Below are 22495 nucleotides of genomic sequence, written 5' to 3'. Positions count from 1 at the left end.
ATATGTCAGAAACACGTACACTGCACGGAATCGGAATTGGCCGCCAGCTGGCGGTTGGTCCCGTTCTCCGCATGCCTGACCCCCTGCCAGCCCCCAGCGACACCGTGAGCGAACTCACCGCAGCTGAGGAGACCGAGCGCGTCAACGTCTCCCTCGCCGCGGTCGCCGCCGATCTGATGGCGCGAGGGGAGCGTGCCGGCGGGACTGCCCGGGACGTGCTGGAAGCCCAGGCCATGATGGCTCAGGATCCAACCCTGAAAGCCTCGATTGCGGATCTGCTCGCCAAGGGTAAGACCGCCGAGATGGCGGTCTGGACCGCTTTTGGCGGGTTCCGAGACATGCTTATTGGCCTCGGTGGCTACATGGCCGAACGCGCCACCGATCTGGACGATGTGTCGGGTCGGGTGCTCGCGCACCTCCAGGGGGTGCCCGCACCCGGTGTGCCCGACTCCGAGACTCCCTTTGTGCTGGTGGCCCGCGATCTTGCGCCTGCCGATACCGCCCTGCTCAACCTCGACAAGGTGATGGCTCTCGTGACGAGCGACGGGGGCCCAACCGCCCACACCGCCATCCTTGCCCGCGATAAGGCCATTGTTGCTGTTGTCGGTGTTGCGGGTGCCCAGGAGCTGGCTGATGGCACGACCGTGATTGTTGACGCCTCGACTGGAATCGTCACGGCCAACCCCGATCGGGCCAGTGTGGCTCGCGCCGAGGATGCCCGCGACGCGAGGCGTTCGGCGGCCGCCGCTCCGATCACCGACGGTGCGCTCGCGGACGGTACCGCCGTACCGCTGTTGGCTAACCTCGGTTCGGCCGGTGGTATCCAGGCTGCGCTCGCCGCGGGGGCCGAGGGCGTTGGCCTTTTCCGCACCGAGTTCCTCTTTCTCGACGCCACGAGCGCGCCAACCGTTGTCGAGCAGCGCGAGAAGTATCGTGAGTTACTCGCGGCCTTTCCCGGCCGGAAGGTTGTTGTCCGGCTCCTGGATGCGGGAGCCGACAAGCCCCTCGCCTTCCTCAACTCTGCCCGCGAGGAGAACCCCGCGCTCGGTGTCCGTGGTCTGCGCGCCCTCCGCGCCAATGAGGATATTCTGCGGGAGCAGCTGACCGCGCTGGCCGAGGCCGATGGCGATACAGAATCCGACCTCTGGGTCATGGCCCCGATGGTGGCGACGGTGGAGGAAACTCGCTACTTCACGGCCCTCGCGCACGAGCTTGGCCTGCGTACGGTCGGTGTGATGGTGGAGGTGCCCTCCGCTGCAATCGGCGCGGCGAATATTCTCCAGCACGCCGCGTTCGCCTCGATCGGCACCAACGATCTCACCCAGTACACCATGGCGGCTGACCGGATGCTTGGCTCGGTGTCCAATCTGCAGGACCCGTGGCACCCCTCGGTGCTGCACCTCGTCAAGATGGTGGGAGATGCCGGGGCCGATCTCGGTAAACCCGTCGGTATCTGCGGCGAGGCCGCCGCCGACCCGCTCCTCGCGGTGGTACTCGTGGGACTGGGGGCAACTACGCTCTCCATGTCTCCCGCGGCACTCGCCGATGTCCGCGCCGAATTGCGCGGGCACACCCGGGAAGAGGCGCGCGCGCTGGCGCTCGTTGCGCTCGCCGCCGACGATGCTGCCGACGCCCGCACCGCCGTGCGCGCCGCGATCAATAATCGCACCCCCCACACCACACAGAAAGAAGAACACTCATCATGACTACGACGTCAACCGACACGGCCGGTAACGGTGCCCGCGTAGGGGTACAAAGGTTCGGTACATTCCTCAGCGGGATGGTGATGCCCAACATCCCGGCATTCATCGCTTGGGGTCTCATTACCGCGTTCTTTATTGACGTGGGATGGACCCCCAACGAGGGCCTTGCCTCCATCGTTGGCCCCACGATCCACTACCTACTTCCGCTGCTGATCGCCAATACCGGTGGTCGAATGGTCTACGACACCCGGGGTGGTGTTGTGGCGACAATCGCCACAATGGGGGCCATCGCGGCCGCCCCCGACATCCACATGTTTATCGGTGCTATGGCGCTGGGACCGCTCGCGGCCTGGATCATGAAGAAGCTGGACGGGCTCTGGGAGGACAAGATTAAGCCCGGCTTCGAGATGCTGGTCAATATGTTCTCGGCGGGAATCGTGGGCTTTGGCCTTGCTATCGGCGGTTTCTACCTCATCGGTCCGGCCGTCACCTGGATCACCCACGTGCTGGGTGGGGGAGTTAACTGGCTGATTGAGACCGGCTGGTTGCCGCTCACGAGCATCATTATTGAGCCGGCCAAGGTGTTCTTCCTGAACAACGCGATCAACCACGGCGTGCTAACACCGCTGGGCACCGAGCAGGCTGACGAAGCCGGCAAGTCGATTCTGTTTCTGCTAGAGGCAAACCCCGGGCCCGGCGTGGGGATCCTGCTCGCGTTTGCGATCTTCGGGGTGGGGATGGCTCGGGCGAGCGCGCCCGGTGCCATGATCATCCAGTTCTTTGGCGGTATCCACGAGATCTACTTCCCGTATGTGCTGATGAAGCCCGCCCTGGTGCTTGCGGCGATTGCTGGCGGCGCGACGGGTGTGGCGACCAACCTGATCTTCCAGACCGGGCTTCGAGCCCCGGCTGCTCCCGGCAGCATCATCGCCATTCTGATCCAGACCGCGAGCGATAGTTATGTGGGTGTGATCCTCTCGGTGATCCTCTCGGCGACCGTATCGTTCCTGGTCGCCGCGGTGATCCTCCGAGCGAGCCGTAGCCGTGATCTTGCGGCAGAGGCTGCGGGTGAGAATAAGCTTGCTGAGGCCGTGTCTCAGAACGCAGCAAACAAGGGCGGCGAGAGCCGTGTGGGTTCGCTTCTCGGCGAGAATGGGGCGGAGGCCACGCCCACAGCGAGCACCGCGACCCTCACCACTGTGGCCCCGGTCACGAGCATCATCTTCGCCTGTGATGCCGGTATGGGTTCCAGTGCGATGGGGGCCTCGGTTCTTCGCAATAAGCTCAAGAAGGCGGGCGTAGCGGGTATTACCGTGACCAACAAGGCCATCGCTAATCTGGTGGACGGTGAGGCTCAGATCGTGATCACGCACAAGGATCTCACGGAGAGGGCCCTGGGTAAGATCCCGAGCGCCCAGCACGTTTCGGTGGATAACTTCATGAACAGCCCTCGGTACGACGAGGTTGTTCAGGCCGTCGCCGACCAGCCCTAGCCGGGTGGGGTGGCGCGGGTGTTCCGCGCCACCCCACTGCTCGTGTGCACCCCCCAGAAATTCAATGACGAGAAGGTACAAGACCGTGAGTAACAGCATTTTGACCGCAGAGATGATCCGTGTTTCCGGCACCGCCGCCACGCGGGATGACGCGATTCGCGAGGCCGGCACCGTGCTGGTAGAGGCCGGGGCGGTGTCGCCCGCCTATGTGGAGGCCATGTTTGAACGCGAGGCATCCGTCTCCACCTACATGGGTAACTTCCTGGCTATTCCGCACGGCACCAATGAGGCCAAAGACAGTATCCTGCGCTCCGGTCTCTCGGTGGTGCGCTACGACGAACCCATCGATTGGGACGGCAACGAGGTGCGTTTTGTGGTCGGCATTGCCGGCCTCAACAACGAGCACCTGGAGATTCTGTCCAAGATTGCCATCATCTTTTCTGAGGAGGATGAGGTGGCCGGTCTGCTCGCCGCGGGCTCGGCCGACGAGGTTTTTGCCCTGCTTGAGGCGGTCAACGAATGAGCACCGCCGTTCACTTTGGGGCCGGGAACATCGGCCGGGGTTTTGTGGGCTTCCTGCTCAACCGTGCCGGTTATGAGATTGTCTTTAGCGATGTTAACGCTGAACTTATCGACGCGCTTGCCGCCGCCGACAGTTACACGGTGCACGAGGTGGGGCAGGATTCCGCCGACCATGTGGTCTCGGGTTTTCGCGCCCTCAACGGTGCGACCCAACCGGATACCGTTGCCCGCGAGGTTGCGGGGGCCGCGATTGTGACCACCGCGGTGGGCCCCAATGTGCTGCGCTTCATTGCGCCCGCAATCATTGCGGGTCTGCGCCTGCGCCCCGCGGAGGCGGAACCGCTTGTGGTCATGGCCTGTGAGAATGCTATCAATGCGACCGATACGCTCGCCGCCCATATCCGGGAGCAGGCGGGAGAGGATGCCGTCCTCCTTGAATCCCGTGTGCTGTACGCCAATACGGCGGTTGACCGCATTGTGCCAGGGCAGGATCCTACGGCCGGCCTGGATGTCACGGTCGAGACGTTCTTCGAGTGGGCGATTGAGGCCGGGCCGTTTGACGGTCGCACCCTCGATATCCCGGGTGTGACGTGGGTGAATGATCTCGCGCCCTACATCGAGCGCAAGCTGTTTACCGTGAACACGGGCCACGCGACGACCGCCTATTACGGTCGCGCCGCGGGGTACCAGGGCATCGCCGAGTCGCTTGCCGACCCGACCGTCCGCGACCGGGTTTACGCCGTGCTTCAGGAGACTAAGGCGCTTGTGGTGGCCAAGCACGGCTTCGATCCCGATGTGCAGGAGGCCTACCTCACCAAGATCCTCACACGCTTTGCCAACCCCTCCCTCACGGATACGGTGCAGCGGGTTGGTCGCCAGCCGCTGCGTAAGGTGTCGCGCCACGAGCGGTTCATTGGCCCAGCCACCGAACTGGCTGAGCGTGGCCTCCCGAGTGATGCCCTCTTGGATGCTATCGGTGCTCTGTTACGTTTCGACGTTGCGGAGGACCCGGAGAGCGTTGAGCTGAGGGCTCTATTGGCCTCGGATCTCGCTCCTGAAGAACTTGCCACGCGGATCACCGGCCTCGAATCGGAACACCCGCTCTTCCCTGCCGTGGTGGCGCTGCTTCGAGGATAGCCTGGGCATCCGGCCTACCGCGTGTGCGCTCCATCCCGTCGGTGGCACCGGTTTCAAGTGGACAAGCAAGCCGACACGCGGTAGGATTTCTCTTTGGCGGTTTGTGCCTTCGCGCCCAGGCCCCACGCAGGACCAGCATCCATTAATACTTTAGCGACAGTGAGGCTATGGCCAAGAAAGACGGCGTCATCGAAATCGAGGGCCAGGTAGTTGAGGCTCTGCCCAACGCGATGTTCCGCGTTGAGCTCACCAACGGGCACAAGGTACTCGCCCACATTTCTGGCAAGATGCGTCAGCACTACATCCGTATCCTCCCGGAGGATCGCGTGATTGTGGAGTTGACGCCGTACGACCTCACCAAGGGTCGTATCGTCTACCGCTACAAGTAAATCTGGATGCTGTAAGTAACGGCCGACGGCATCCCGCCGGCACGAGGACAGCGACACCAAGGAAAAACATTATGAAGGTCAACCCCAGCGTTAAGAAGATCTGTGACAAGTGCAAGGTCATCCGTCGCAACGGTCGAGTGATGGTTATCTGCGAAAACCCGCGTCACAAGCAGCGCCAGGGCTAATCTCGGGTCTGTATCCCGAGAATTCGCGAAAATCGAGAGCAATCTCACACAGCCTCTCGCACGAGAGTATAAAAAAATACGAGCAATACCAGATCCCGCATACGTGCGGGGGACACCCCCGGTTGGAGGCCGGGGCACAGGTGTTGTGACATACCTCCACTCATTTCAGAGGAGAAGCCATCATGGCACGTCTAGCAGGCGTAGACATCCCGCCCAAAAAGCGCGTGGAGGTCGCACTCACCTACATCTACGGTGTGGGTCGTACCCGGGCACTCAAGACCCTTGCCGACACCGAAATTGACGGAAATATCCGTGTTAAGGATTTGACCGACGAGCAGCTCGTTGCGCTCCGCGACTATATCGAGGGTAACTTCAAGGTGGAGGGTGACCTTCGCCGTGAGGTAACCGCCGACATCCGTCGCAAGGTGGAGATCGGTAGCTACGAGGGTATCCGCCACCGCCGCGGTCTGCCCGTTCGCGGACAGCGCACGAAGACCAACGCACGTACCCGCAAGGGACCGAAGCGTACCGTCGCCGGTAAGAAGAAGGCCAAGTAGTAGTTAGCCACTGGGCTATCGCCAAACAGTTTTAGGAGAAAACAATGGCAGCACCAAAAGCGGCTACTCGTAAGCCGCGTCGTAAAGACAAGAAGAATATTGCTGTGGGCCAAGCCCACATCAAATCGACCTTCAACAACACCATCGTGTCGATTACCGACACGACCGGTGCCGTAATCAGCTGGGCCTCCTCGGGTGGGGTGGGCTTCAAGGGCTCGCGTAAATCGACCCCCTTCGCCGCTCAGCTGGCCGCCGAGTCCGCCGCGCGTCAGGCGCAGGAGCACGGTATGAAGAAGGTTGATGTTTTCGTTAAGGGACCGGGATCGGGACGCGAGACCGCGATCCGTTCGCTCCAGGCGGCCGGTCTTGAGGTTGGTTCGATCACCGACGTCACTCCGCAGGCGCACAATGGATGCCGCCCGCCGAAGCGTCGTCGCGTCTAAATCGTTCTTCCGGTGCGTCGAGCCTTCACCCCGTGTGAAGGCTCGACGCACTCCACAACTTAATAACCTCGACAACGCAAGAGTCATATAGCGGACTCTTAGCCGAAAGGAAACACACAGTGCTCATTGCACAGCGCCCCACTCTGACTGAAGAAAACATCTCGGAGTTTCGCTCACGCTTCGTCATCGAGCCCCTGGAGCCCGGTTTCGGATACACGCTCGGAAACTCCCTTCGTCGTACCCTACTGTCATCCATTCCGGGTGCCGCCGTCACCAGCGTTCGGTTTGAGGGTGTCTCACACGAGTTCACCACCATTCCGGGTGTGGCCGAAGACGTGACCGAGATCATCCTGAACATCAAGGATCTGGTTGTCTCCAGCGAGCACGACGAGCCCATCACCGCTTACCTGCGTAAAACCGGTGCGGGCGAAGTGACCGCAGCCGATATCTCGGCTCCGGCCGGCGTTGAGGTGCACAACCCCGACCTGGTGATCGCCACCCTGAACGAGAAGGCTCAGTTTGAGCTGGAGCTCACAATCGAACGTGGCCGCGGCTACGTGTCGGCCACTCAGAACCGTAACGAGGATGCCGAGGTGGGTCGCATCCCGATTGACTCGATTTACTCGCCCGTTCTCAAGGTGACCTACCGCGTCGAGGCAACTCGTGCCGGCGAGCGTACCGACTTTGATCGCCTGGTTGTGGACGTGGAGAGCAAGCCCGCGATCACGCCCCGTGACGCCATCGCATCGGCCGGTAGCACGCTGGTTGAGCTTTTCGGTCTGGCCCGCGAGTTGAACACCGCCGCCGAGGGAGTTGAGATCGGCCCCGCTCCGGTTGACGCCGTACTGAGCAACGAACTGGCTGTTCCGATTGAAGATTTGGACCTCTCGGTGCGCAGCTACAACTGTCTCAAGCGCGAGGGAATCAACACTGTGAGTGAGCTGGTTGCCCTGTCTGAGGCGCAGCTTATGAACATCCGTAACTTCGGTCAGAAGTCTGTTTTCGAGGTTCGGGACAAGCTGGTTGAGCTGGGACTGTCGCTCAAGGACGCCGTGCCCGGCTTTGACGGCGCACAGTTCTACAGCTACGACGAAGAGCCCAACCAGTAATCACCTCCACCACACCTTTTATCCCAGAGAGAAACTAAAATGCCTAAGCCCACAAAGGGACCCCGCCTCGGAGGCGGACCGGCGCACGAGCGCTTGATGCTCGCGAACCTCGCCGCATCGCTGTTTATCCACAAGAGCATTCAGACCACGGAGACCAAGGCCAAGCGCCTGCAGCCGTACGCTGAGCGTCTGGTTACCTTCGCCAAGCGTGGCGACCTGCACGCGCGTCGCCGCGTGCTGCAGAACATCACGCAGAAGGATGTTGTTCACGAGCTCTTCACCGAGATCGCCCCCCAGCTGGCTGAGCGTGAGGGCGGGTACACCCGCATTACGAAGACCGGTTTCCGCAAGGGAGACAACGCGCCCATGGCCGTTATCGAGCTCGTTCTTGAGCCCGTTACCCCCAAGGCGAAGAAGGCCCAGGCGGCTCAGCCCGCCGCTGTTGTCGAGGAAGCTCCTGCCGAGGACGTTCCTGTCGAGGACGTTGTTGCTGAGGAGACCGTAGCCGACGAGGCTGTTGTCGAGGAAGCTGTGGCTGAGGAGACCGAGGACAAGTAGTCCTCCGCTCCGCACGGCACCATCACGAGAGAGCCCCCGAACCGTTCCCGGTTCGGGGGCTCTCTCGTGATGGGAGGGTTCCGTGCCTCCGCGTGTGGCGGATTAGCGGGTGGGCCACACGATGGTGCTCGATGCGCTGCTTCCCGTCGAGGTGACCCCGCTGCCGCTGGGGCTGAGCAGGGCGGTGACTGTGCTTCCGGGATATCCCTCGGCCGCCACGGGGATGGAAACGGAGCTGGTGCTGCCGACCCCCAGGTTGCTGGCGGTGCAGCGGGCCGTCGTTCCCGAGGCCGTGCAGCTCCAGGCGGCTGCGCCGCTTGACTGTGCTGTGCTGCGTGGGAAAGATCCATCCCCGTTGAGTGTCACACTGAACGAGAGTGACCCCGAGGCGGCCGTACCTGAGTTTGTGACGGTCACGACGAGTGAGTCTGAAGACTTTTGTTCAATTGTGGCCGGGGCAGAGAGAGTAAAGCCCACGGTGGGGGTCGGAGTTATCGTCGGGGTGGCCGGAGCTGCGGGCGGTGCTCCGGGGCTGGGTGCAGCCGGAACAGTACCCGGGGGAGTGGCCGAGGGCTTTCCTGGAGTGGCCGCGGCCGGTTCCGTGGGTGCGGCACCTTCGATGGTGACCTCACCCAGGGGAGCGGTGGGGGCGTCACCGGGATCGGGAGCAACGGGTACACCCGGTTGCTCCAGCGATGCTGCTGCGGTGAGCGGCTGGCCCGCATCCTGTTCTCCGGGTTCCGCGTGGGTCAGGCCCAGGATGGCCCCGGTGGTAACGACAGTGGCAACGAGTACCCCCGCCGCAATTTTTGTGAGGGGGAATGCGCCCAGTAGGGCCAGAGCTGAGGCCTGCTGGGTCGGCCAGAGTGCGGCCGCAACGGCAGCGCTGCCCACCGTCAGCGGCGCAACGATTGTGCGGAGGGTGGCCGTGATATCCGCGCTATTGGTGAGTGCCGCCTGGCAGTGGGCGCACGTGCTGATGTGTGGATGCCGACGGAGGGCGCGCGGGGTGTGACCGCGCGACGTGGCGATATCGGCGAGGGCTGGCGCATTCGCCTTGCACTCCTCGGGGAGATCGGAGGCGACTCTGGCCTCCAGGTAGGCGCGTGAGAAACCTTCCCGGGCTCGTAAGAGCAACGCTGAACAGGCGTTGGGTGCCAGGCCGAGAATCGGGGCCATCTCGCGCGGCTTGAGCCCTTCCACGGAGCCGTACCACAGCACTTCTTGCCATCGTTCAGGCAGCCCCGTGAACGCCTGTGCCACAATTGTGTTTTCCCAGTCGCGTTCGCCTGCCAGGTCTGCTGCCTCGACCGCGGGAAGATAGTCGTCAATGTCGCTCACAGAGTGGGTGGGTGCCGACGCCCGCAACGAATCGGTGACGATGTTGCGCATGGTCACGTAGAGATACTGCCGCACACCGCACTGCGGTCCCTTGCCCGCCTTGAGCTGCTCTACCAGCCGAGCGAAGGCTTCCGAGACAAGATCGTCAACCTGGGTGGGGTTCTGCTCCCAGCGGAAGGCGAGGTTGCGCACGGCGAGGTGATGGCGGGAGAAAATCTCGCTGACGGCGTCCAGATCGCCGTCACGGACCCGGTTGAGCAGGTCGTCGTCAGACAGAGCGGGGAGAATATCGGACATCCCACCATCATAAGCGTAAGTTGCCCTGATGCGGGATGGTGTGTGCCGATAACCGTCCGGTCCGTCGGCGGGGTCTAGGAGGGCGGACCCGCGAGCCCGTAGCCCGTGCTGTCGCGGAGGGGTGGCAGATCGGCGAGCCGCTGAAGGGCCGCCTGCACGCTCGATGTATAGAGACTAGCGCCCTGCGCCCCGGGATGGATCTGGTCGCCGGCGAGAAAATTGACACTGCCACTGATCGTCTCGTTCCAGTTGGCGACGTCTACGTTGCGGTAGCGGGCGGCAAAAGCTGTGAGCTGGGCGTTGACCTCGGGAATCCAACTCCGCGGTCCAAACGCGTTCACCAGGACGAGTGGTCGTCCGTTGGCCGCGACCCGGATTGCCTCGAGTGACTCGTCGCTGATAGGGCCGTTGGTGCCGAGGCCCACGATCAGAACGTTGCGGAGGGTGCCCTCGGTGGCCATCCGGGTTACGATCTCCGCGCCGCTGCGCATGGAGCGTGAGACGGCGGCATCCACCGTGATCCCGGGGAAGGCGGCCTGAAGTTCGGGGGCACTCGCGAGCATCACCGAGTCGCCGACGGCCGAGATGTGGTCGCCGGTGGGAAGTGGATGCTGTGGTGGTGGTACACCGGGGGGCGTGTTCCCCGCGCTACCGGGGCCGGGGGCTGTAGCGCTGGGGCTGATACCGTCGGGGGCGGCTCCTTCGAGGTCGGCGTTGTTGACAGCGGTCTGCCCCCGCTCGATGTTGGTTGTTGCCGAGTTTGTGCTGGTGCTCGACATGATTGCAGAGGTGCTGCCACTGGCGGTGAGGACCAGGAGCGCGGCGACCGTGCTCGCCGTTACGGAGCGAATTCCGGTACCACCCACCGAATGCCACGCGGCCACGGCCGCACCGCGCAGACCCAGCCGGCGGATGGGTTGCTCGACAAAGCGGTAGGACAGGTGGGCGCAGATGGCGGTTAGGGCGAGTGCGAGCACACCCGTGAGCCAGGGGTTCCAGTGCGCGCGGTCGAGGGTGTGCGTGGCGCTCTGGAGGAGCACCCAGAGTGGCCAGTGCCAGAGGTAGAGGCCGTAGGAACGCTCGCCAATGTAGCGCAGGGGGCGGATATCCACAAACCGGCCGAGGGCGGTTGTGTGGTTGGTGACGGCCCAGATTAGCGCTGCCGTGGCGAGGCTCACGAGTACTATCCCGCCACGATAGGTGAAGCCGCCCTGTTCCTGTAGCCACACGGCCCCGGCGAAGAGGGCCAGAGTGCTGAACAGGGCAACTCCGTACACGGTGACCGGGCGGGCGAGGAGAGCGGAGCTGGGCCGCTGGTCGGATGTCCGGCCCGGTTGAGTCCGCGTTGCGAGGAACGCGAGTGCGGCCCCAATCGCCAGTCCAAAACTGTGCGAGTCTGAACCGAAGTAGGCGCGTGTAGGGTCTTCACCCGGCACATAGTAGAAAGCCATGAGTGCCGCAGATGCGAGCGCGAAGGTTGCTACTGTGACCACCCGCTGGCGTCGGCTGTGCGCGACGGCGAGAAGCAGGATAACGGCGAGCGGCCACAGGATGTAAAACTGCTCCTCAACGGCGAGGGACCAGAGGTTGCGGAAGAGGTCGGGGGTGTCTCGTGCGAAGTAGCTGCTGTCGTCAATGATGTAGACCCAGTTGCTGCTAAAGGTTGCGGCTCCCAGGAGTTGATTGCTCAGATTGACCAGGGTATCTCCGCCCACCAGGGCACCGAGTGAGCTGCAGGTGAGGGTGACGAGGGCGAGGGCTGGCAAGAGACGGCGGGCTCGGCGCTGCCAGAACCCGCGCAGTGAGATGCGGCCGTGTACGGCGTGTTCCCGCAGGAGCAGGCTCGTGATCAGGAAGCCACTGACCACAAAAAAGATGTCCACGCCGATGAAACCTCCGCGGAGCACACCGGGAGTGAGGTGGTACACCAGCACGAGCGAGACAGCTAGTGCGCGTAATCCGTCGAGCCCGTTGTAGCGGCGCGTCGTGGCAGCGCCGACAGCCCCGGTGGGAACTGTCGCGACGGCGGGAAACGTGTGGTGGATCATCCTACTGTAGGGGTTGGGGAGCGGGGGAAGTCACCCCAGGATACCCGCGGCCCACCGCCCGGTGTGGTTTTATGGAGGTATGCACAGCAACGACTCTCGTCGCTTTCGCGTGGCGCTCGCCTACGACGGAAGCGATTTTGCTGGTTGGGCGAAACAGCCCGGCCTTCGAACGGTGCAGGGAGTCCTCGAATCTGCCCTGGCCACGGTCACCCGACACCTGGGCGGCGTTCCCGTGCTCACGGTCGCCGGTCGCACGGATGCCGGGGTGCACGCCAGGGGTCAGGTTGCACACGTTGATCTCAACGCCGATCAGCTTGTCGCGCTGGGTGACCGGCGGCGTGACAACCGTGATACCCCGCGGGATAGCCAGCTGCGCACGCGGTTGCGCGGGGTCCTGGGCCACACCAATAGCGACATCACTATTACCGAGGTGACCGAGGTGGGCCATGATTTTGATGCCCGCTTTTCGGCCCTGTGGCGGCGTTACGAGTATCGGTTGGCTGATCTGGGGGCCGACCGTGACCCGCTGTCGCGCGCGCACACGGTCTGGGTGGATTATCCGCTTGACCACGAGGCGATGGATGCCGCCGGTCGTGCGCTGGAGGGTCTGCACGACTTTGCGACCTTCTGCAAGGCGCGCGAGGGTGCCACCACCATCCGCACCCTGCAGTCATTTCGCTGGCGGCGCGATGAGCACGGGGTGCTGATCGCCCAGGTGCGTGCTGATGCGTTCTGTCACTCGATGGTGCGCTCGCTCGTGGGTGCCTGCGTGGCGGTTGGCGTGGGGAAGCTCTCGGTGGGGGATATGGCGGATGTTCGCGACTCGGTCACGCGGGGCAGCCGCTTTGTGGTGATGCCGCCGCACGGGCTGTCGTTGGAGCAGGTTGCCTACCCGGAGGCCGCGCAGTGGGCGGAACGGGCCGATCTGACCCGCGCCATCCGCGACTAGGTAGTGCGGAGCTTGTCTGCTAGGATTGACCCTTGGTATCTCTGTCCCTGGGATGGAATGCCCGAAGTTGAGCCCTCCGACAGTTGCTTCCCCCGGGGAAACACCACTGGAGTGGGATTCACGAACACCTCATTTCGACACAGAAAGCAGCACAGTAGTGACTCGCACTTTTTCTCCTAAAGCCTCAGACGTTACGCACGAGTGGGTCGTCATTGACGCCACCGACGTCGTCTTGGGCCGTCTCGCAACCCACGCCGCAGCACTCTTGCGTGGCAAGCACAAGGCAACCTTCGCCCCCCACATGGACATGGGCGATTTTGTCATCATCATCAACGCCGACAAGGTCGTTCTGACGGGAAATAAGGCGCAGAATAAGCGCGCCTACCGCCACTCAGGCTACCCGGGTGGACTCAGCTCCGTGAGCTACACCGACCTGCTGGCCAAGAACCCCGAGCGTGCAGTGGAGAAGGCCATTCGTGGAATGCTGCCCAAGAACTCGCTGGGTGCTGACCAGTTCCGCAAGCTGAAGGTCTACGCAGGCCCCGAGCACCCCCACGGTGCGCAGCAGCCCAAGGCATTCACGTTCACGCAGGTCGCGCAGTAGTCGCGAAGCCTAGAGATATTAGAAAATAAAGGATTTTAGACACCGTGGCTACTATTGCAGACCAGCTTGAGGCAACTCCCGAAAGCTTCACCACCGAAACCCCCGCCGAGGCGGCACCCCAGGCAAGCCGTCCGGCCCTGAGTGTTCCCGGCGCAGCCGTTGGCCGACGCAAGCAGGCTATTGCCCGCGTGCGCCTGATCCCCGGAACCGGCACGATCACCGTCAACGGTCGCGGGATTGAGGACTACTTTCCCAACAAGCTGCACCAGCAGCTGATTAACGACCCGTTCACCCTTCTTGAGCTGGCCGGTGGCTACGATGTCATCGCCCGTATCTCGGGTGGTGGCCCCTCGGGTCAGGCCGGTGCACTGCGCCTGGGCATCGCCCGTGCGCTCAATGAGATTGACGAAGAGAACAACCGCCCCGCCCTCAAGAAGGCCGGCTTCCTGAGTCGTGACGCTCGCGTCAAGGAGCGTAAGAAGGCCGGACTCAAGAAGGCCCGTAAGGCTCCTCAGTACTCGAAGCGTTAATCGACGCGGGATACAGGAACTTATTGTGCGTCGCCTTTTTGGCACGGACGGAGTTCGTGGTCTCGCTGGTATAGACGTGACAGCCGACCTGGCACTCGGGCTTGCTCAAGCAGCAGCCCGGGTGCTGGGTCGTCCTGCACGTGAGGACAGCCGCAGACCCGTAGCCGTAGTCGCCCGAGACCCCCGGGTCTCCGGAGAGTTCATCTCTGCCGCCGTATGCGCTGGCCTCGCCAGTGCTGGCGTAGATGTGCTCGATGCCGGTGTTATTCCCACACCGGCCGCCGCCTTCCTGGTGGCGGATGCGGGAGCCGATTTTGGCGTGATGGTTTCGGCCTCACACAACCCGGCCCCCGATAACGGAATCAAGTTTTTTGCGCGCGGTGGAGTCAAGCTACCCGACGATGTTGAGGACAGCATCGAGGCAGCGCTGGCCGAACCCAAGCTGAGCCCGACGGGCCGCGAGGTGGGCCGCATCCGCCGCTTCGCGGACGCCGAGGACCGCTACGTGGTGCACCTGCTGGGCACACTCACCGAGCGCCTGGATGGTGTGCACGTGGTGCTCGATTGCGCCAACGGTGCGGCCGCGGGCATCTCACCGGATGTGTTTCGGGATGCGGGGGCCACGGTCACTGTCATCGGTAATGACCCAGACGGCTTTAACATTAACGACGGAGTGGGCTCGACCCACCTCGACCTCATTGCGGCGGCTGTGCGTGAGCACGGTGCCGATCTCGGCGTCGCCCACGACGGAGATGCCGACCGCTGTCTTGCGGTGGATCACGAGGGCAACGTCATCGATGGCGACCGGATCATGGCCATCCTGGCACTTTCGATGTCGGAACGCGGGCTGCTCAAGGAGCACACCCTCGTGGCGACGGTGATGAGCAACCTGGGACTACGGGTGGCGATGGCCGACCGCGGCATCGCGATTGTGGAGACCGGGGTGGGTGACCGCTACGTGCTGGAGGCGATCAACGAGGGCAGCTATTCCCTCGGCGGCGAACAATCTGGGCACATTATCATGAGTGAGCACGCGACAACCGGCGACGGTATCCTGACGGGCTTGCAACTGGCCGCGGAGATGGTGCGCACCGGTCGTACCCTCAAGGAACTCGCCTCTGTCATGACGGTCTATCCGCAGATTCTCGTGAATGTGCGCGGGGTTGACCGGAGTAGAGCGGCCACAGACTCGGTGATCGCCCAGGCGGTTAACCAGGCCGAGTTGGTGCTGGGTGAGACTGGCCGTGTGCTGCTGCGTCCCTCGGGCACCGAGCCCGTTGTGCGGGTGATGGTCGAGGCTGCCGAACACTCGGTCGCCGAACAGCTGGCCAACGATCTGGCTGATGTAGTGCGGGCGCGTACGGCACTCTAACCGGAGGCGCCGGTGCGGCGAGCAGGATTTCAGGCAGAGCGCGAGGAGACTATCCTCGCGTTCTGTCGTTAACGGGCGGCTACATCTTGCGTAGCAGCACCTTATTGACGGCATGGTCGGGTCCTTTGCGCAGCATGAGCGTGGCGCGTGAGCGCGTGGGGCGCACATTTTCGAGCAGGTTGGGCTCGTTGATGTTCTTCCAGTACTCTCTCGCGAGTGCGCGGGCCTGATCCTCGTTGAGGTCGGCGAAGCGACGGAAGTAGGAGGAGGGGTCGGTGAAGGCACCCTTCTGCAGGGTGAGAAAGCGGTCCTCGTACCAGCGCGCGATATCGTCGGTGCGGGCATCCACATAGATGGAGAAATCGAAGAGATCGCTCACGGCAAGGGGATGCTCGGCGGAGGCGGGTTGTAACACGTTGAGGCCCTCGACGATCAGGATGTCGGGGCGACGAACCACAACGTGGGCATCCGGCATGATGTCGTAGACGAGGTGCGAGTAGAAGGGCGCGCGGGCTTCAGCGACACCGCTCTTCACCTGGCTGACAAACTTGAGCAGGGCGCGGCGGTTGTAGGACTCGGGGAAGCCTTTACGGTGCGCGATGCCGCGGCGTTCCAGCTCGGCGTTGGGGTACAGGAAACCGTCGGTTGTGACAAGCTCGACGCGGGGGGTGTCCTCCCAGCGGGCGAGGAGCTCGCGCAGCAGGCGGGCAATCGTGGATTTGCCGACGGCGACCGAACCGGCGATGCCGATGACAAAGGGGGTGGCCGTGGGTTCGTCGCCCAGGAACTCTTTGGCGGTGGCGTTGAGCTTCCGAGTACCCGTTGCGTACAGGTTGATCAGGCGGCTGAGTGGTCGGTACACCTCGCCGACCTCCACCATATTGAGCGGTTCGCCCAGACCGCGCAGCTGCACGATCTCGGTTTCGCTGAGGGGGAGGGGGGTCGCCGGTGCCAGGGCGGCCCACTTTTCGCGGCTAATCTCGGTGTAGGGGCTGGCCGCATCTTCGCGCCAGGCACGCATCGCATCACTCATTAGATCTCCCATAGTGCCACTAAACTGTTTCTCATGTGTGGAATCGTGGGTTATACCGGTGCAAATGATACGTTGGCCGTCCTGATGGGCGGGCTGAAACGCTTGGAATACCGGGGCTACGATTCGGCCGGTGTCGCGGTGGTTGCCGCCGATAGCTCGATCGACACGCGTAAGCGGGCGGGCAAGTTGGCGGTGCTCGCGGAGGACCTGATCGAGCATCCCCTCGCCGCCGGTACCACGGGAATTGGCCACACGCGCTGGGCCACACACGGGGGGCCAACGGATGAGAATGCCCATCCGCATCTGGGGGATGACGGCAAGTTAGCCCTCATTCACAATGGAATTATCGAGAACTTTGCGCCGCTGAAAGACGAACTGCTGGCCGAGGGCTACCACTTCGAGAGTGAGACCGATACCGAGGTGGTTGCCGTTGAGCTGGGTCGGGCCTACCGCCGATTGGGTGACCTGCGTCGGGCGTTTAGCGAGGTTGTCAACCGGCTGGAGGGAACCTTCACGCTGCTCGCCGTGCACAGCGACGAACCGGGCGTTGTTGTGGCCGCGCGTCACAACTCGCCGCTCATGGTGGGGCTGGGCACGGGGGAGAACTTCCTCGGTTCAGACGTGGCCGCATTTGTGGAGCACACCCGTCGCGCCGTCGCGATTGGTGAGGACAACATCGCCGTGATTACGCCCGACTCGGTTGAGGTGACCGATTTCGCCGGAAACCGGGTCGAGATCGAAGAGTTTGAGGTCGCCTGGGATGCCTCCTCCGCCGATAAGGGTGGCTGGTCCTCCTTTATGGCGAAGGAGATCGCTGAGCAGCCCGACGCGATTGCCAACACGCTGCGTGGCCGTATCGTTGAGGGTGCCGTGGAGATCCCGGAGCTGGGTAGCCTGGGGCCGGATATCCTGAAGGACATTGATCGCATCGTGATTATCGCCTGCGGCACCGCCGCCTACGCCGCGAGCACGGCCAAGTACGCGATTGAGGCCTGGGCCCGTGTGCCCGTTGACGTGGAGCTCAGCCACGAGTTCCGCTACCGGACCCCCGTGCTGAGCGCGCGTACCCTGCTCATCTCGGTGAGCCAGTCGGGCGAGACCATGGACACCCTGATGGCCGTCAAGTATGCCCGGGATGCCGGGGTCAAGACCCTCTCCGTCTGCAACACCCAGAGCGCCACTATCCCGCGCGAGTCGGACGGAGTGATCTACACTCATGCCGGTCCCGAGGTGGCCGTCGCCTCGACCAAGGCGTTTGTGGCCCAGATTGTTGCCCTCTACCTCTTTGGTCTGCATCTGGGTACCGTGCGTGGCACGCTCAGCACCGAGGGCCTGCACGATATGACCCGCCAGCTCCTGGCCCTGCCGGAGAAGCTTGCCGAGGTGCTTGAGGTGACTGACACGGTGCGTCAGCTGGCACACTGGATGGCCGACACGCGTTCGGTGCTGTTCCTCGGTCGTCACGTGGGGTATCCCATCGCGCTGGAGGGGGCGCTCAAGCTGAAGGAGATCTCGTACATCCATGCCGAGGGCTTCGCCGCCGGCGAGTTGAAGCACGGCCCCATCGCCCTGATTGAGCCCGGCCAGCCCGTGTTTGTGGTCGTGCCGAGTCCGCGCAGTTCGGCCGAGCTACACTCCAAAATCGTGTCCAACATCCAGGAAATCCGTGCCCGTGGTGCCCGCGTGATCGCCATCGCGGAGAAGGGGGATGCCGCCGTGCTGCCCTTCGCCGATGAGGTCATCCCGGTGCCCCTGGCTGAGCCGCTCATCCAGCCGCTGCTGTCGGTGGTTCCGCTGCAGCTCTTTGCGCTCGAGCTCTCGACGGCTAAGGGGCTCGATGTGGACCAGCCGCGCAACCTGGCCAAGTCGGTCACGGTCGAATAGCCGGTCCGGCCCTCCGGGCCGCAGGGTGAAGGCATGATTATCGGTATTGGGGTTGACACGGTTGAGATCGCTCGCTTTGAGCGGTCCCTTGACCGCACCCCCGCGCTCGCTGTGCGGCTCTTTACCGAGGCGGAACGGGGACTGCCTGTGCGCTCGCTCGCGGCCCGCTTTGCCGCCAAAGAATCACTCATTAAGGCGCTGGGCGGTTCGGACGGGGTGAGCTGGCACGACCTGGTGGTTCCGCCGCGCACCGCGGGTCGGCCCGCGTTTGAGCTCAGCGAGGGCCTGCGCGCGGCTCTCGCCGCGGTCGGTGGCGACCGGGTTCATCTGTCGCTCACGCACGATGGCGGGATGGCCACCGCATTTGTTGTTGTCGAAGGAGGCCCGCATGACCGTGAGTGAGACCCCACCGGGCGAGAGCTCGCCGTCGGCACCCGCCGAGACTTCGGGCTTCGGGTCGCCGATGCGCCGCGCCCGGATCAGTACCGCCGCGATCAGTGACAATGTGCGGGAGCTGCGGCGGCGTATCCCGGACACCACGATCATCGCGGTCGTGAAGGCCAACGCCTACGGGCACGGCGCTGTTGAGTCGGCGCGCGCCGCCCTCGACGGGGGGGCCACCTGGCTGGGGGTGGCGGACCTGTGCGAGGCGCTTGAGCTGCGGGAGGCCGGTATCCAGGAGCCGGTGCTGTTCTGGATTCACGCGCCCGGCACCGACTTCGGCGTGGCGATTGAGCGCGGGATTGACGTGGGAGTGAACTCACGCGCGCAGCTCGACGCCGTGACCGAGGCAGCTCGGCGCGTTGGCTCACCGGCCATTGTGCAGCTCAAATGCGACTCGGGGCTGAGCCGCAACGGCATCCCGACGGCCGAGCGTGCCGAGGTTTTTGCGCGGGCGCGAGCCTACGAGACTGAGGGCCTGCTGCGGGTGCGTGGGGTATTTAGCCACCTGTCGAACGCATCGGAGGCGGATGATCGTGCGGCGGTTGAGCTTTTTATGGACATCCTGGCCGAGGCGCGTGCCGCCGGGCTCACCCCCGAACTGACCCATATTGCGGCCTCGGCCGCGGCGCTGAGCTACCCGGGTCTGCCCGTGAACGCGGTGCGGCTCGGCCTCCTCCTCTACGGACTCTCACCCCTGCCCGGCCAGACGAGCGCCGACCTGGGGCTGCGTCCGGCGATGCGCCTGGAGGGCACGGTGCTGCACGTTCGGCGGCTGCCGGCGGGGACGGGCCTGTCCTACGACTATACGTATCACACCGCGGCCGAGACGACCGTGGTGCTCGTGGGTTTGGGCTATGCCGACGGGATACCGCGGGCAGCCTCCTCCGTTGCCCCGGTGAGCATCAACGGTCGCACCTACCGGGTGTCGGGACGCGTGGCGATGGACCAGTTCATCGTGGATGTGGGTGATGACACCGTGCAGGTGGGCGACACCGCGGTGCTCTGGGGTGACCCGGCCGACGGCATACCGAGCGTGGAAGAGTTTGCGTCGGCCTGCGGCACCATCAACTACGAGATGGTCACCCGCGTGGGGCCGCGCGTGACCCGGGTGTACGCGTCATGAGCGCCGCCGAGGAGCGGGTGAGTGTCGTCACCATTACCGACCCCGACCAGATGCACGACCTGGGCATCCGGCTCGGCCGCCAGCTGCGCGCGGGCGACCTGGTGACCCTCACGGGACCGCTCGGTGCGGGTAAAACCACGTTGACCCGCGGTATCGGTGAAGGTTTGGGGGTGCGTGGCCCGGTGACGAGCCCCACGTTTGTGCTGGCCCGAACCCACCCATCGGTGGTGGGCGGTCCGGCCCTCGTGCACGTTGACGCGTATCGGCTCGCGAGCGCCGTGGAACTGGACGACCTCGATATCGACTTCGCGACCTCCGTCGTGGTGGCCGAGTGGGGGGCCGGGATGCTTGACGGTGTCGCGGACTCCTGGCTCGACCTCGTGATCGAACGGCCGACCGGTGCGGCCGGAAGGGCTACCGAGGAACCCACTGAGGGTGAGGAGCCGATCGAGCCGCGCGTGATCACGATCACCGCGGTGGGGCCGCGCTGGGCGGGTGGCGTACACCTGGACCGGTAGGCCGCCGCCGCGCATCCCGAGCGGGTACCCTGTAGACGTGCTTCTTGCGATAGATACCTCACTCGGGACCAGCGTCGGCGTGCTCACCTCCGACGGTCAGCGCTTCGACGCGACCTCACCCAACCCGCTGAAACATGCCGAGGTGATTGGCGAGCTGATCGTGTCGGCACTGTCGCAGTCTGGAGTCTCCGCCGAGGGGGTGACGGGCGTCGTTGTGGGTATGGGGCCGGGACCCTTCACCGGGTTGCGCGTGGGGATCGCCGCTGCCGAGGCTTTTGCCGCCGGGCGCGGCGTGCCGCTGTACCGGGTAGTGAGCCACGACGGGGTTGTTGAGGGGTTCCCGGGGGCCGAGGGTGAGCACCTGCTGGTGGTCACGGATGCTCGCCGCCGCGAAGTCTACTGGTCGCGTTACGTTCGTGAGGGTGACACCTGGCGGCGGGTGCACGGCCCGGCCGTGGGGAAGGCAGCCGAACTTCCCGAGGGGGTGCCCGTGCGGGACGGAAACGAGGCGGGCCTTCTCGCCACGAACCTGGCCGTACTCGCCACCCGGATGCGTGCCGAGGGTACCGACTTTGTCACCGAGGGTGCGCTCTACCTGCGTTCGCCCGATGTGACCCCCTCCACCGGCCCCAAGCGGGTAACCCGATGAGCGCCGCCGAGGGTGCTGCACCCGTGCTGCGTAACGCGACCCGTGACGACCTCGACGCGATCATGCTGATCGAGAACAGCTCGTTTGGGCGGGAGGCGTGGTCGCGCGCGGCGATGACCGAGGAACTGAGCGGTAGCCACCGACACTACATTGTGGCCGTGTTGCCCGCCGATGGTCCCGCACCCGAGCGGGTTGTCGGCTACGCCGGTCTGCTCTCGGCTCGGGGGAGCGGCGAGGGGGACATCCAGACCATTGCGCTCGCCGTCGAACATCGCGGGTATGGGACGGGGCGACGGATGCTGCGCGCCCTCGTCACGGAGGCCCGCGACCGCGGGGCCAGCCGGATTTTCCTGGAGGTACGGGCCGATAACCCCGTGGCGCGTGGGCTGTACGAGAGTGATGGATTTGAACAGATTGGCGTCCGGCCCAGGTACTACCAGCCGGATAACGTGGATGCGATCATGATGAGACTGACCCTGAGGAACCGTTCCGCCCCCCTGGTGCTGGGCATTGAGACGAGTTGTGACGAGACCGGCATCGGAATTGTGCGCGGAGACACCCTACTGGCGAACGCGATTGCGTCGAGCATGGACGAGCACGCCCGCTACGGCGGGGTGGTGCCCGAGGTTGCGGCGCGCGCGCATGTGGAGGCCCTCCGCCCCACCCTTGATCGGGCGCTCGCCGATGCGGGGGTGGCCTACGATGACCTTGACGCGATTGCGGTCACGAGTGGGCCGGGTCTGTCGGGTGCGCTCATGGTGGGGGTGAGCGCGGCCAAGGCGCTCGCTATTTCCCTCGATAAGCCGCTCTACGCCGTCAACCACCTGGTGGGTCATGTGGGGGCGGATGTGCTGCGTACGGGAGACGAGCACGATCCGATTGAGTTTCCCACGGTGGCGCTGCTCGTCTCGGGTGGACACACCTCGCTGCTGTTGGCGCGCGACCTCGTGAGTGACGTGGAACTGCTGGGCGAGACCATTGATGATGCAGCGGGTGAGGCGTTTGACAAGGTGGCGCGCGTGCTCGGGCTGCCCTACCCGGGTGGGCCGCAGATTGATCGGGTGGCGGCATCCGGAAATCCGAAGGCCATTCGCTTTCCGCGCGGCCTCACCCTGCCGAAGGATATGGCGAAGCATCGCTACGATTTTTCGTTTTCGGGTCTGAAGACGGCCGTGGCCCGCTGGGTGGAGAGGGCGCAGGATGCTGGCGAGGAGGTGCCCGTTGCGGATGTTGCGGCGAGCTTCCGCGAGGCTGTCGCCGATGTGCTGATTGGTAAGGCCATCGCGGCCTGCCGAGATACCGGGGTGCCGCGACTGCTGCTCGGCGGGGGCGTTGTGGCCAATGCGCGGGTGCGGGAACTTGCCGTTGAGCGGGCCGCTGCCGCGGGTATTGAGCTGCGGATTCCGCCGCTTTCGTTGTGTACCGATAACGGTGCAATGATTGCGGCGCTGGGCGCGCAACTCATTATGGCCGGGTACAAGCCTTCTGGGGTGGGGTTTGGTGCGGATTCGACGCTGCCCGTGACCGAGATTCAGGTGCGGTAGTCGGTGCCGGGAGCCGGTGCGGGGGAGCAAAATGGGTGAGTTTTGGTCAGAATACCGACAAAT

Annotated in this window: 23 protein-coding genes; 20 read left to right on the top strand and 3 right to left on the bottom strand. The window is 64.2% G+C overall.

Annotated elements, in window-relative coordinates; translation table 11 throughout:
• The first annotated feature begins 2 nt into the window (after positions 1-2).
• The 10 genes from ptsP to rplQ all read left to right on the top strand — a co-directional run bounded on the left by ptsP (position 3) and on the right by rplQ (position 8096).
• A complete protein-coding gene (ptsP, locus tag FB466_RS02730) occupies positions 3-1706 on the top strand; it encodes a phosphoenolpyruvate--protein phosphotransferase (protein WP_141915637.1) in 1704 nt (567 codons plus the stop codon).
• A complete protein-coding gene (locus tag FB466_RS02725) occupies positions 1703-3196 on the top strand; it encodes a PTS mannitol transporter subunit IIBC (RefSeq protein ID WP_141915635.1) in 1494 nt (497 codons plus the stop codon). Before ptsP ends, FB466_RS02725 begins: the two co-directional genes overlap by 4 nt.
• Positions 3197-3308: 112 nt before the next feature.
• Positions 3309-3719 carry a PTS mannitol transporter subunit IIA gene (locus tag FB466_RS02720; RefSeq protein ID WP_425460895.1) on the top strand — a complete coding sequence of 137 codons (411 nt, stop codon included), beginning with the start codon at positions 3309-3311 and terminating at the stop codon, positions 3717-3719.
• Positions 3716-4855, top strand: coding sequence for a mannitol-1-phosphate 5-dehydrogenase (locus tag FB466_RS02715; protein WP_141915632.1), 1140 nt, complete (start codon positions 3716-3718; stop codon positions 4853-4855). Before FB466_RS02720 ends, FB466_RS02715 begins: the two co-directional genes overlap by 4 nt.
• A 167-nt stretch (positions 4856-5022) precedes the next feature.
• On the top strand, positions 5023-5244 hold the full coding sequence (gene infA / locus FB466_RS02710; protein WP_141915630.1) for a translation initiation factor IF-1: 222 nt from the start codon (positions 5023-5025) through the stop codon (positions 5242-5244).
• Positions 5245-5315: 71 nt separating this feature from the next.
• A complete protein-coding gene (gene rpmJ / locus FB466_RS02705) occupies positions 5316-5429 on the top strand; it encodes a 50S ribosomal protein L36 (protein ID WP_011186712.1) in 114 nt (37 codons plus the stop codon).
• A gap of 182 nt (positions 5430-5611) precedes the next feature.
• Positions 5612-5986, top strand: coding sequence for a 30S ribosomal protein S13 (gene rpsM / locus FB466_RS02700; protein WP_141915628.1), 375 nt, complete (start codon positions 5612-5614; stop codon positions 5984-5986).
• Positions 5987-6030: 44 nt separating this feature from the next.
• Entirely contained in the window at positions 6031-6429 is a 399-nt protein-coding gene (rpsK, locus tag FB466_RS02695; protein WP_141915627.1) for a 30S ribosomal protein S11, read from the top strand.
• Positions 6430-6548: 119 nt separating this feature from the next.
• Positions 6549-7538 carry a DNA-directed RNA polymerase subunit alpha gene (locus tag FB466_RS02690; RefSeq protein WP_141915625.1) on the top strand — a complete coding sequence of 330 codons (990 nt, stop codon included), beginning with the start codon at positions 6549-6551 and terminating at the stop codon, positions 7536-7538.
• A 39-nt stretch (positions 7539-7577) separates the two neighbouring features.
• Positions 7578-8096, top strand: a complete 519-nt coding sequence (gene rplQ, locus FB466_RS02685) for a 50S ribosomal protein L17 (RefSeq protein ID WP_141915623.1) — start codon at positions 7578-7580, stop codon at positions 8094-8096.
• Between the two features lie 102 nt (positions 8097-8198).
• Here rplQ and FB466_RS02680 read toward each other — a convergent pair whose 3' ends face one another.
• Together FB466_RS02680 and FB466_RS02675 are read right to left on the bottom strand one after the other, a co-directional pair.
• The gene (locus tag FB466_RS02680) at positions 8199-9734 is read right to left on the bottom strand and encodes an RNA polymerase sigma factor (protein ID WP_141915621.1); all 1536 of its coding nucleotides are present in this window, start codon (positions 9732-9734) and stop codon (positions 8199-8201) included.
• 74 nt (positions 9735-9808) lie between these two features.
• Positions 9809-11782 carry an acyltransferase family protein gene (locus FB466_RS02675; protein WP_141915620.1) on the bottom strand — a complete coding sequence of 658 codons (1974 nt, stop codon included), beginning with the start codon at positions 11780-11782 and terminating at the stop codon, positions 9809-9811.
• 79 nt (positions 11783-11861) lie between these two features.
• On the opposite strand from FB466_RS02675, the gene truA reads away from it, so the two are divergent.
• The 4 genes from truA to glmM all read left to right on the top strand — a co-directional run bounded on the left by truA (position 11862) and on the right by glmM (position 15237).
• Positions 11862-12731, top strand: coding sequence for a tRNA pseudouridine(38-40) synthase TruA (gene truA, locus FB466_RS02670; RefSeq protein WP_141915618.1), 870 nt, complete (start codon positions 11862-11864; stop codon positions 12729-12731).
• Between the two features lie 157 nt (positions 12732-12888).
• On the top strand, positions 12889-13335 hold the full coding sequence (rplM, locus tag FB466_RS02665; protein WP_141915616.1) for a 50S ribosomal protein L13: 447 nt from the start codon (positions 12889-12891) through the stop codon (positions 13333-13335).
• 44 nt (positions 13336-13379) lie between these two features.
• Entirely contained in the window at positions 13380-13865 is a 486-nt protein-coding gene (gene rpsI / locus FB466_RS02660) for a 30S ribosomal protein S9 (protein WP_141915614.1), read from the top strand.
• Between the two features lie 25 nt (positions 13866-13890).
• Positions 13891-15237: a phosphoglucosamine mutase gene (glmM, locus tag FB466_RS02655; protein WP_141915612.1), complete on the top strand. Its 1347-nt coding sequence runs from the start codon at positions 13891-13893 to the stop codon at positions 15235-15237.
• Positions 15238-15316: 79 nt separating this feature from the next.
• Here glmM and coaA read toward each other — a convergent pair whose 3' ends face one another.
• Complete coding sequence (gene coaA / locus FB466_RS02650; RefSeq protein ID WP_211344744.1) at positions 15317-16270, bottom strand: type I pantothenate kinase; 954 nt, start codon at positions 16268-16270, stop codon at positions 15317-15319.
• Between the two features lie 33 nt (positions 16271-16303).
• Between coaA and glmS the strand changes: the two genes are divergently transcribed.
• The 6 genes from glmS (at position 16304) to tsaD (ending at position 22432) form a co-directional block, all read left to right on the top strand.
• The gene (gene glmS / locus FB466_RS02645; RefSeq protein ID WP_141915611.1) at positions 16304-18154 is read left to right on the top strand and encodes a glutamine--fructose-6-phosphate transaminase (isomerizing); all 1851 of its coding nucleotides are present in this window, start codon (positions 16304-16306) and stop codon (positions 18152-18154) included.
• Between the two features lie 33 nt (positions 18155-18187).
• Complete coding sequence (locus FB466_RS02640) at positions 18188-18556, top strand: holo-ACP synthase (protein ID WP_141915609.1); 369 nt, start codon at positions 18188-18190, stop codon at positions 18554-18556.
• Between the two features lie 61 nt (positions 18557-18617).
• Positions 18618-19721, top strand: a complete 1104-nt coding sequence (gene alr, locus FB466_RS02635) for an alanine racemase (RefSeq protein WP_141916785.1) — start codon at positions 18618-18620, stop codon at positions 19719-19721.
• A complete protein-coding gene (gene tsaE, locus FB466_RS02630; protein ID WP_211344743.1) occupies positions 19718-20239 on the top strand; it encodes a tRNA (adenosine(37)-N6)-threonylcarbamoyltransferase complex ATPase subunit type 1 TsaE in 522 nt (173 codons plus the stop codon). Before alr ends, tsaE begins: the two co-directional genes overlap by 4 nt.
• Positions 20240-20276: 37 nt before the next feature.
• The gene (tsaB, locus tag FB466_RS02625; protein WP_141915607.1) at positions 20277-20888 is read left to right on the top strand and encodes a tRNA (adenosine(37)-N6)-threonylcarbamoyltransferase complex dimerization subunit type 1 TsaB; all 612 of its coding nucleotides are present in this window, start codon (positions 20277-20279) and stop codon (positions 20886-20888) included.
• Complete coding sequence (tsaD, locus tag FB466_RS02620) at positions 20885-22432, top strand: tRNA (adenosine(37)-N6)-threonylcarbamoyltransferase complex transferase subunit TsaD (RefSeq protein WP_141915605.1); 1548 nt, start codon at positions 20885-20887, stop codon at positions 22430-22432. Before tsaB ends, tsaD begins: the two co-directional genes overlap by 4 nt.
• Positions 22433-22495 lie beyond the last annotated feature (63 nt).

It is taken from the genome of Klugiella xanthotipulae, assembly GCF_006716695.1.
Classification (GTDB): Bacteria; Actinomycetota; Actinomycetes; order Actinomycetales; family Microbacteriaceae; genus Klugiella; species Klugiella xanthotipulae.
Note: the sequence above shows the minus strand (reverse complement) of the source record. Positions and strands in the feature narration are given on the sequence as shown.

Bases quoted from the DNA above. Each gene is read 5' to 3' on its own strand.
- ptsP (WP_141915637.1), top strand. From the start codon at position 3: ATGTCAGAAACACGTACACTGCACGGAATCGGAATTGGCCGCCAGCTG.
- FB466_RS02725 (WP_141915635.1), top strand. From the start codon at position 1,703: ATGACTACGACGTCAACCGACACGGCCGGTAACGGTGCCCGCGTAGGG.
- FB466_RS02720 (WP_425460895.1), top strand. From the start codon at position 3,309: ATGATCCGTGTTTCCGGCACCGCCGCCACGCGGGATGACGCGATTCGC.
- FB466_RS02715 (WP_141915632.1), top strand. From the start codon at position 3,716: ATGAGCACCGCCGTTCACTTTGGGGCCGGGAACATCGGCCGGGGTTTT.
- infA (WP_141915630.1), top strand. From the start codon at position 5,023: ATGGCCAAGAAAGACGGCGTCATCGAAATCGAGGGCCAGGTAGTTGAG.
- rpmJ (WP_011186712.1), top strand. From the start codon at position 5,316: ATGAAGGTCAACCCCAGCGTTAAGAAGATCTGTGACAAGTGCAAGGTC.
- rpsM (WP_141915628.1), top strand. From the start codon at position 5,612: ATGGCACGTCTAGCAGGCGTAGACATCCCGCCCAAAAAGCGCGTGGAG.
- rpsK (WP_141915627.1), top strand. From the start codon at position 6,031: ATGGCAGCACCAAAAGCGGCTACTCGTAAGCCGCGTCGTAAAGACAAG.
- rplQ (WP_141915623.1), top strand. From the start codon at position 7,578: ATGCCTAAGCCCACAAAGGGACCCCGCCTCGGAGGCGGACCGGCGCAC.
- FB466_RS02680 (WP_141915621.1), bottom strand. From the start codon at position 9,734: ATGTCCGATATTCTCCCCGCTCTGTCTGACGACGACCTGCTCAACCGG.
- FB466_RS02675 (WP_141915620.1), bottom strand. From the start codon at position 11,782: ATGATCCACCACACGTTTCCCGCCGTCGCGACAGTTCCCACCGGGGCT.
- truA (WP_141915618.1), top strand. From the start codon at position 11,862: ATGCACAGCAACGACTCTCGTCGCTTTCGCGTGGCGCTCGCCTACGAC.
- coaA (WP_211344744.1), bottom strand. From the start codon at position 16,270: ATGAGTGATGCGATGCGTGCCTGGCGCGAAGATGCGGCCAGCCCCTAC.
- glmS (WP_141915611.1), top strand. From the start codon at position 16,304: ATGTGTGGAATCGTGGGTTATACCGGTGCAAATGATACGTTGGCCGTC.
- FB466_RS02640 (WP_141915609.1), top strand. From the start codon at position 18,188: ATGATTATCGGTATTGGGGTTGACACGGTTGAGATCGCTCGCTTTGAG.
- alr (WP_141916785.1), top strand. From the start codon at position 18,618: ATGCGCCGCGCCCGGATCAGTACCGCCGCGATCAGTGACAATGTGCGG.
- tsaE (WP_211344743.1), top strand. From the start codon at position 19,718: ATGAGCGCCGCCGAGGAGCGGGTGAGTGTCGTCACCATTACCGACCCC.
- tsaD (WP_141915605.1), top strand. From the start codon at position 20,885: ATGAGCGCCGCCGAGGGTGCTGCACCCGTGCTGCGTAACGCGACCCGT.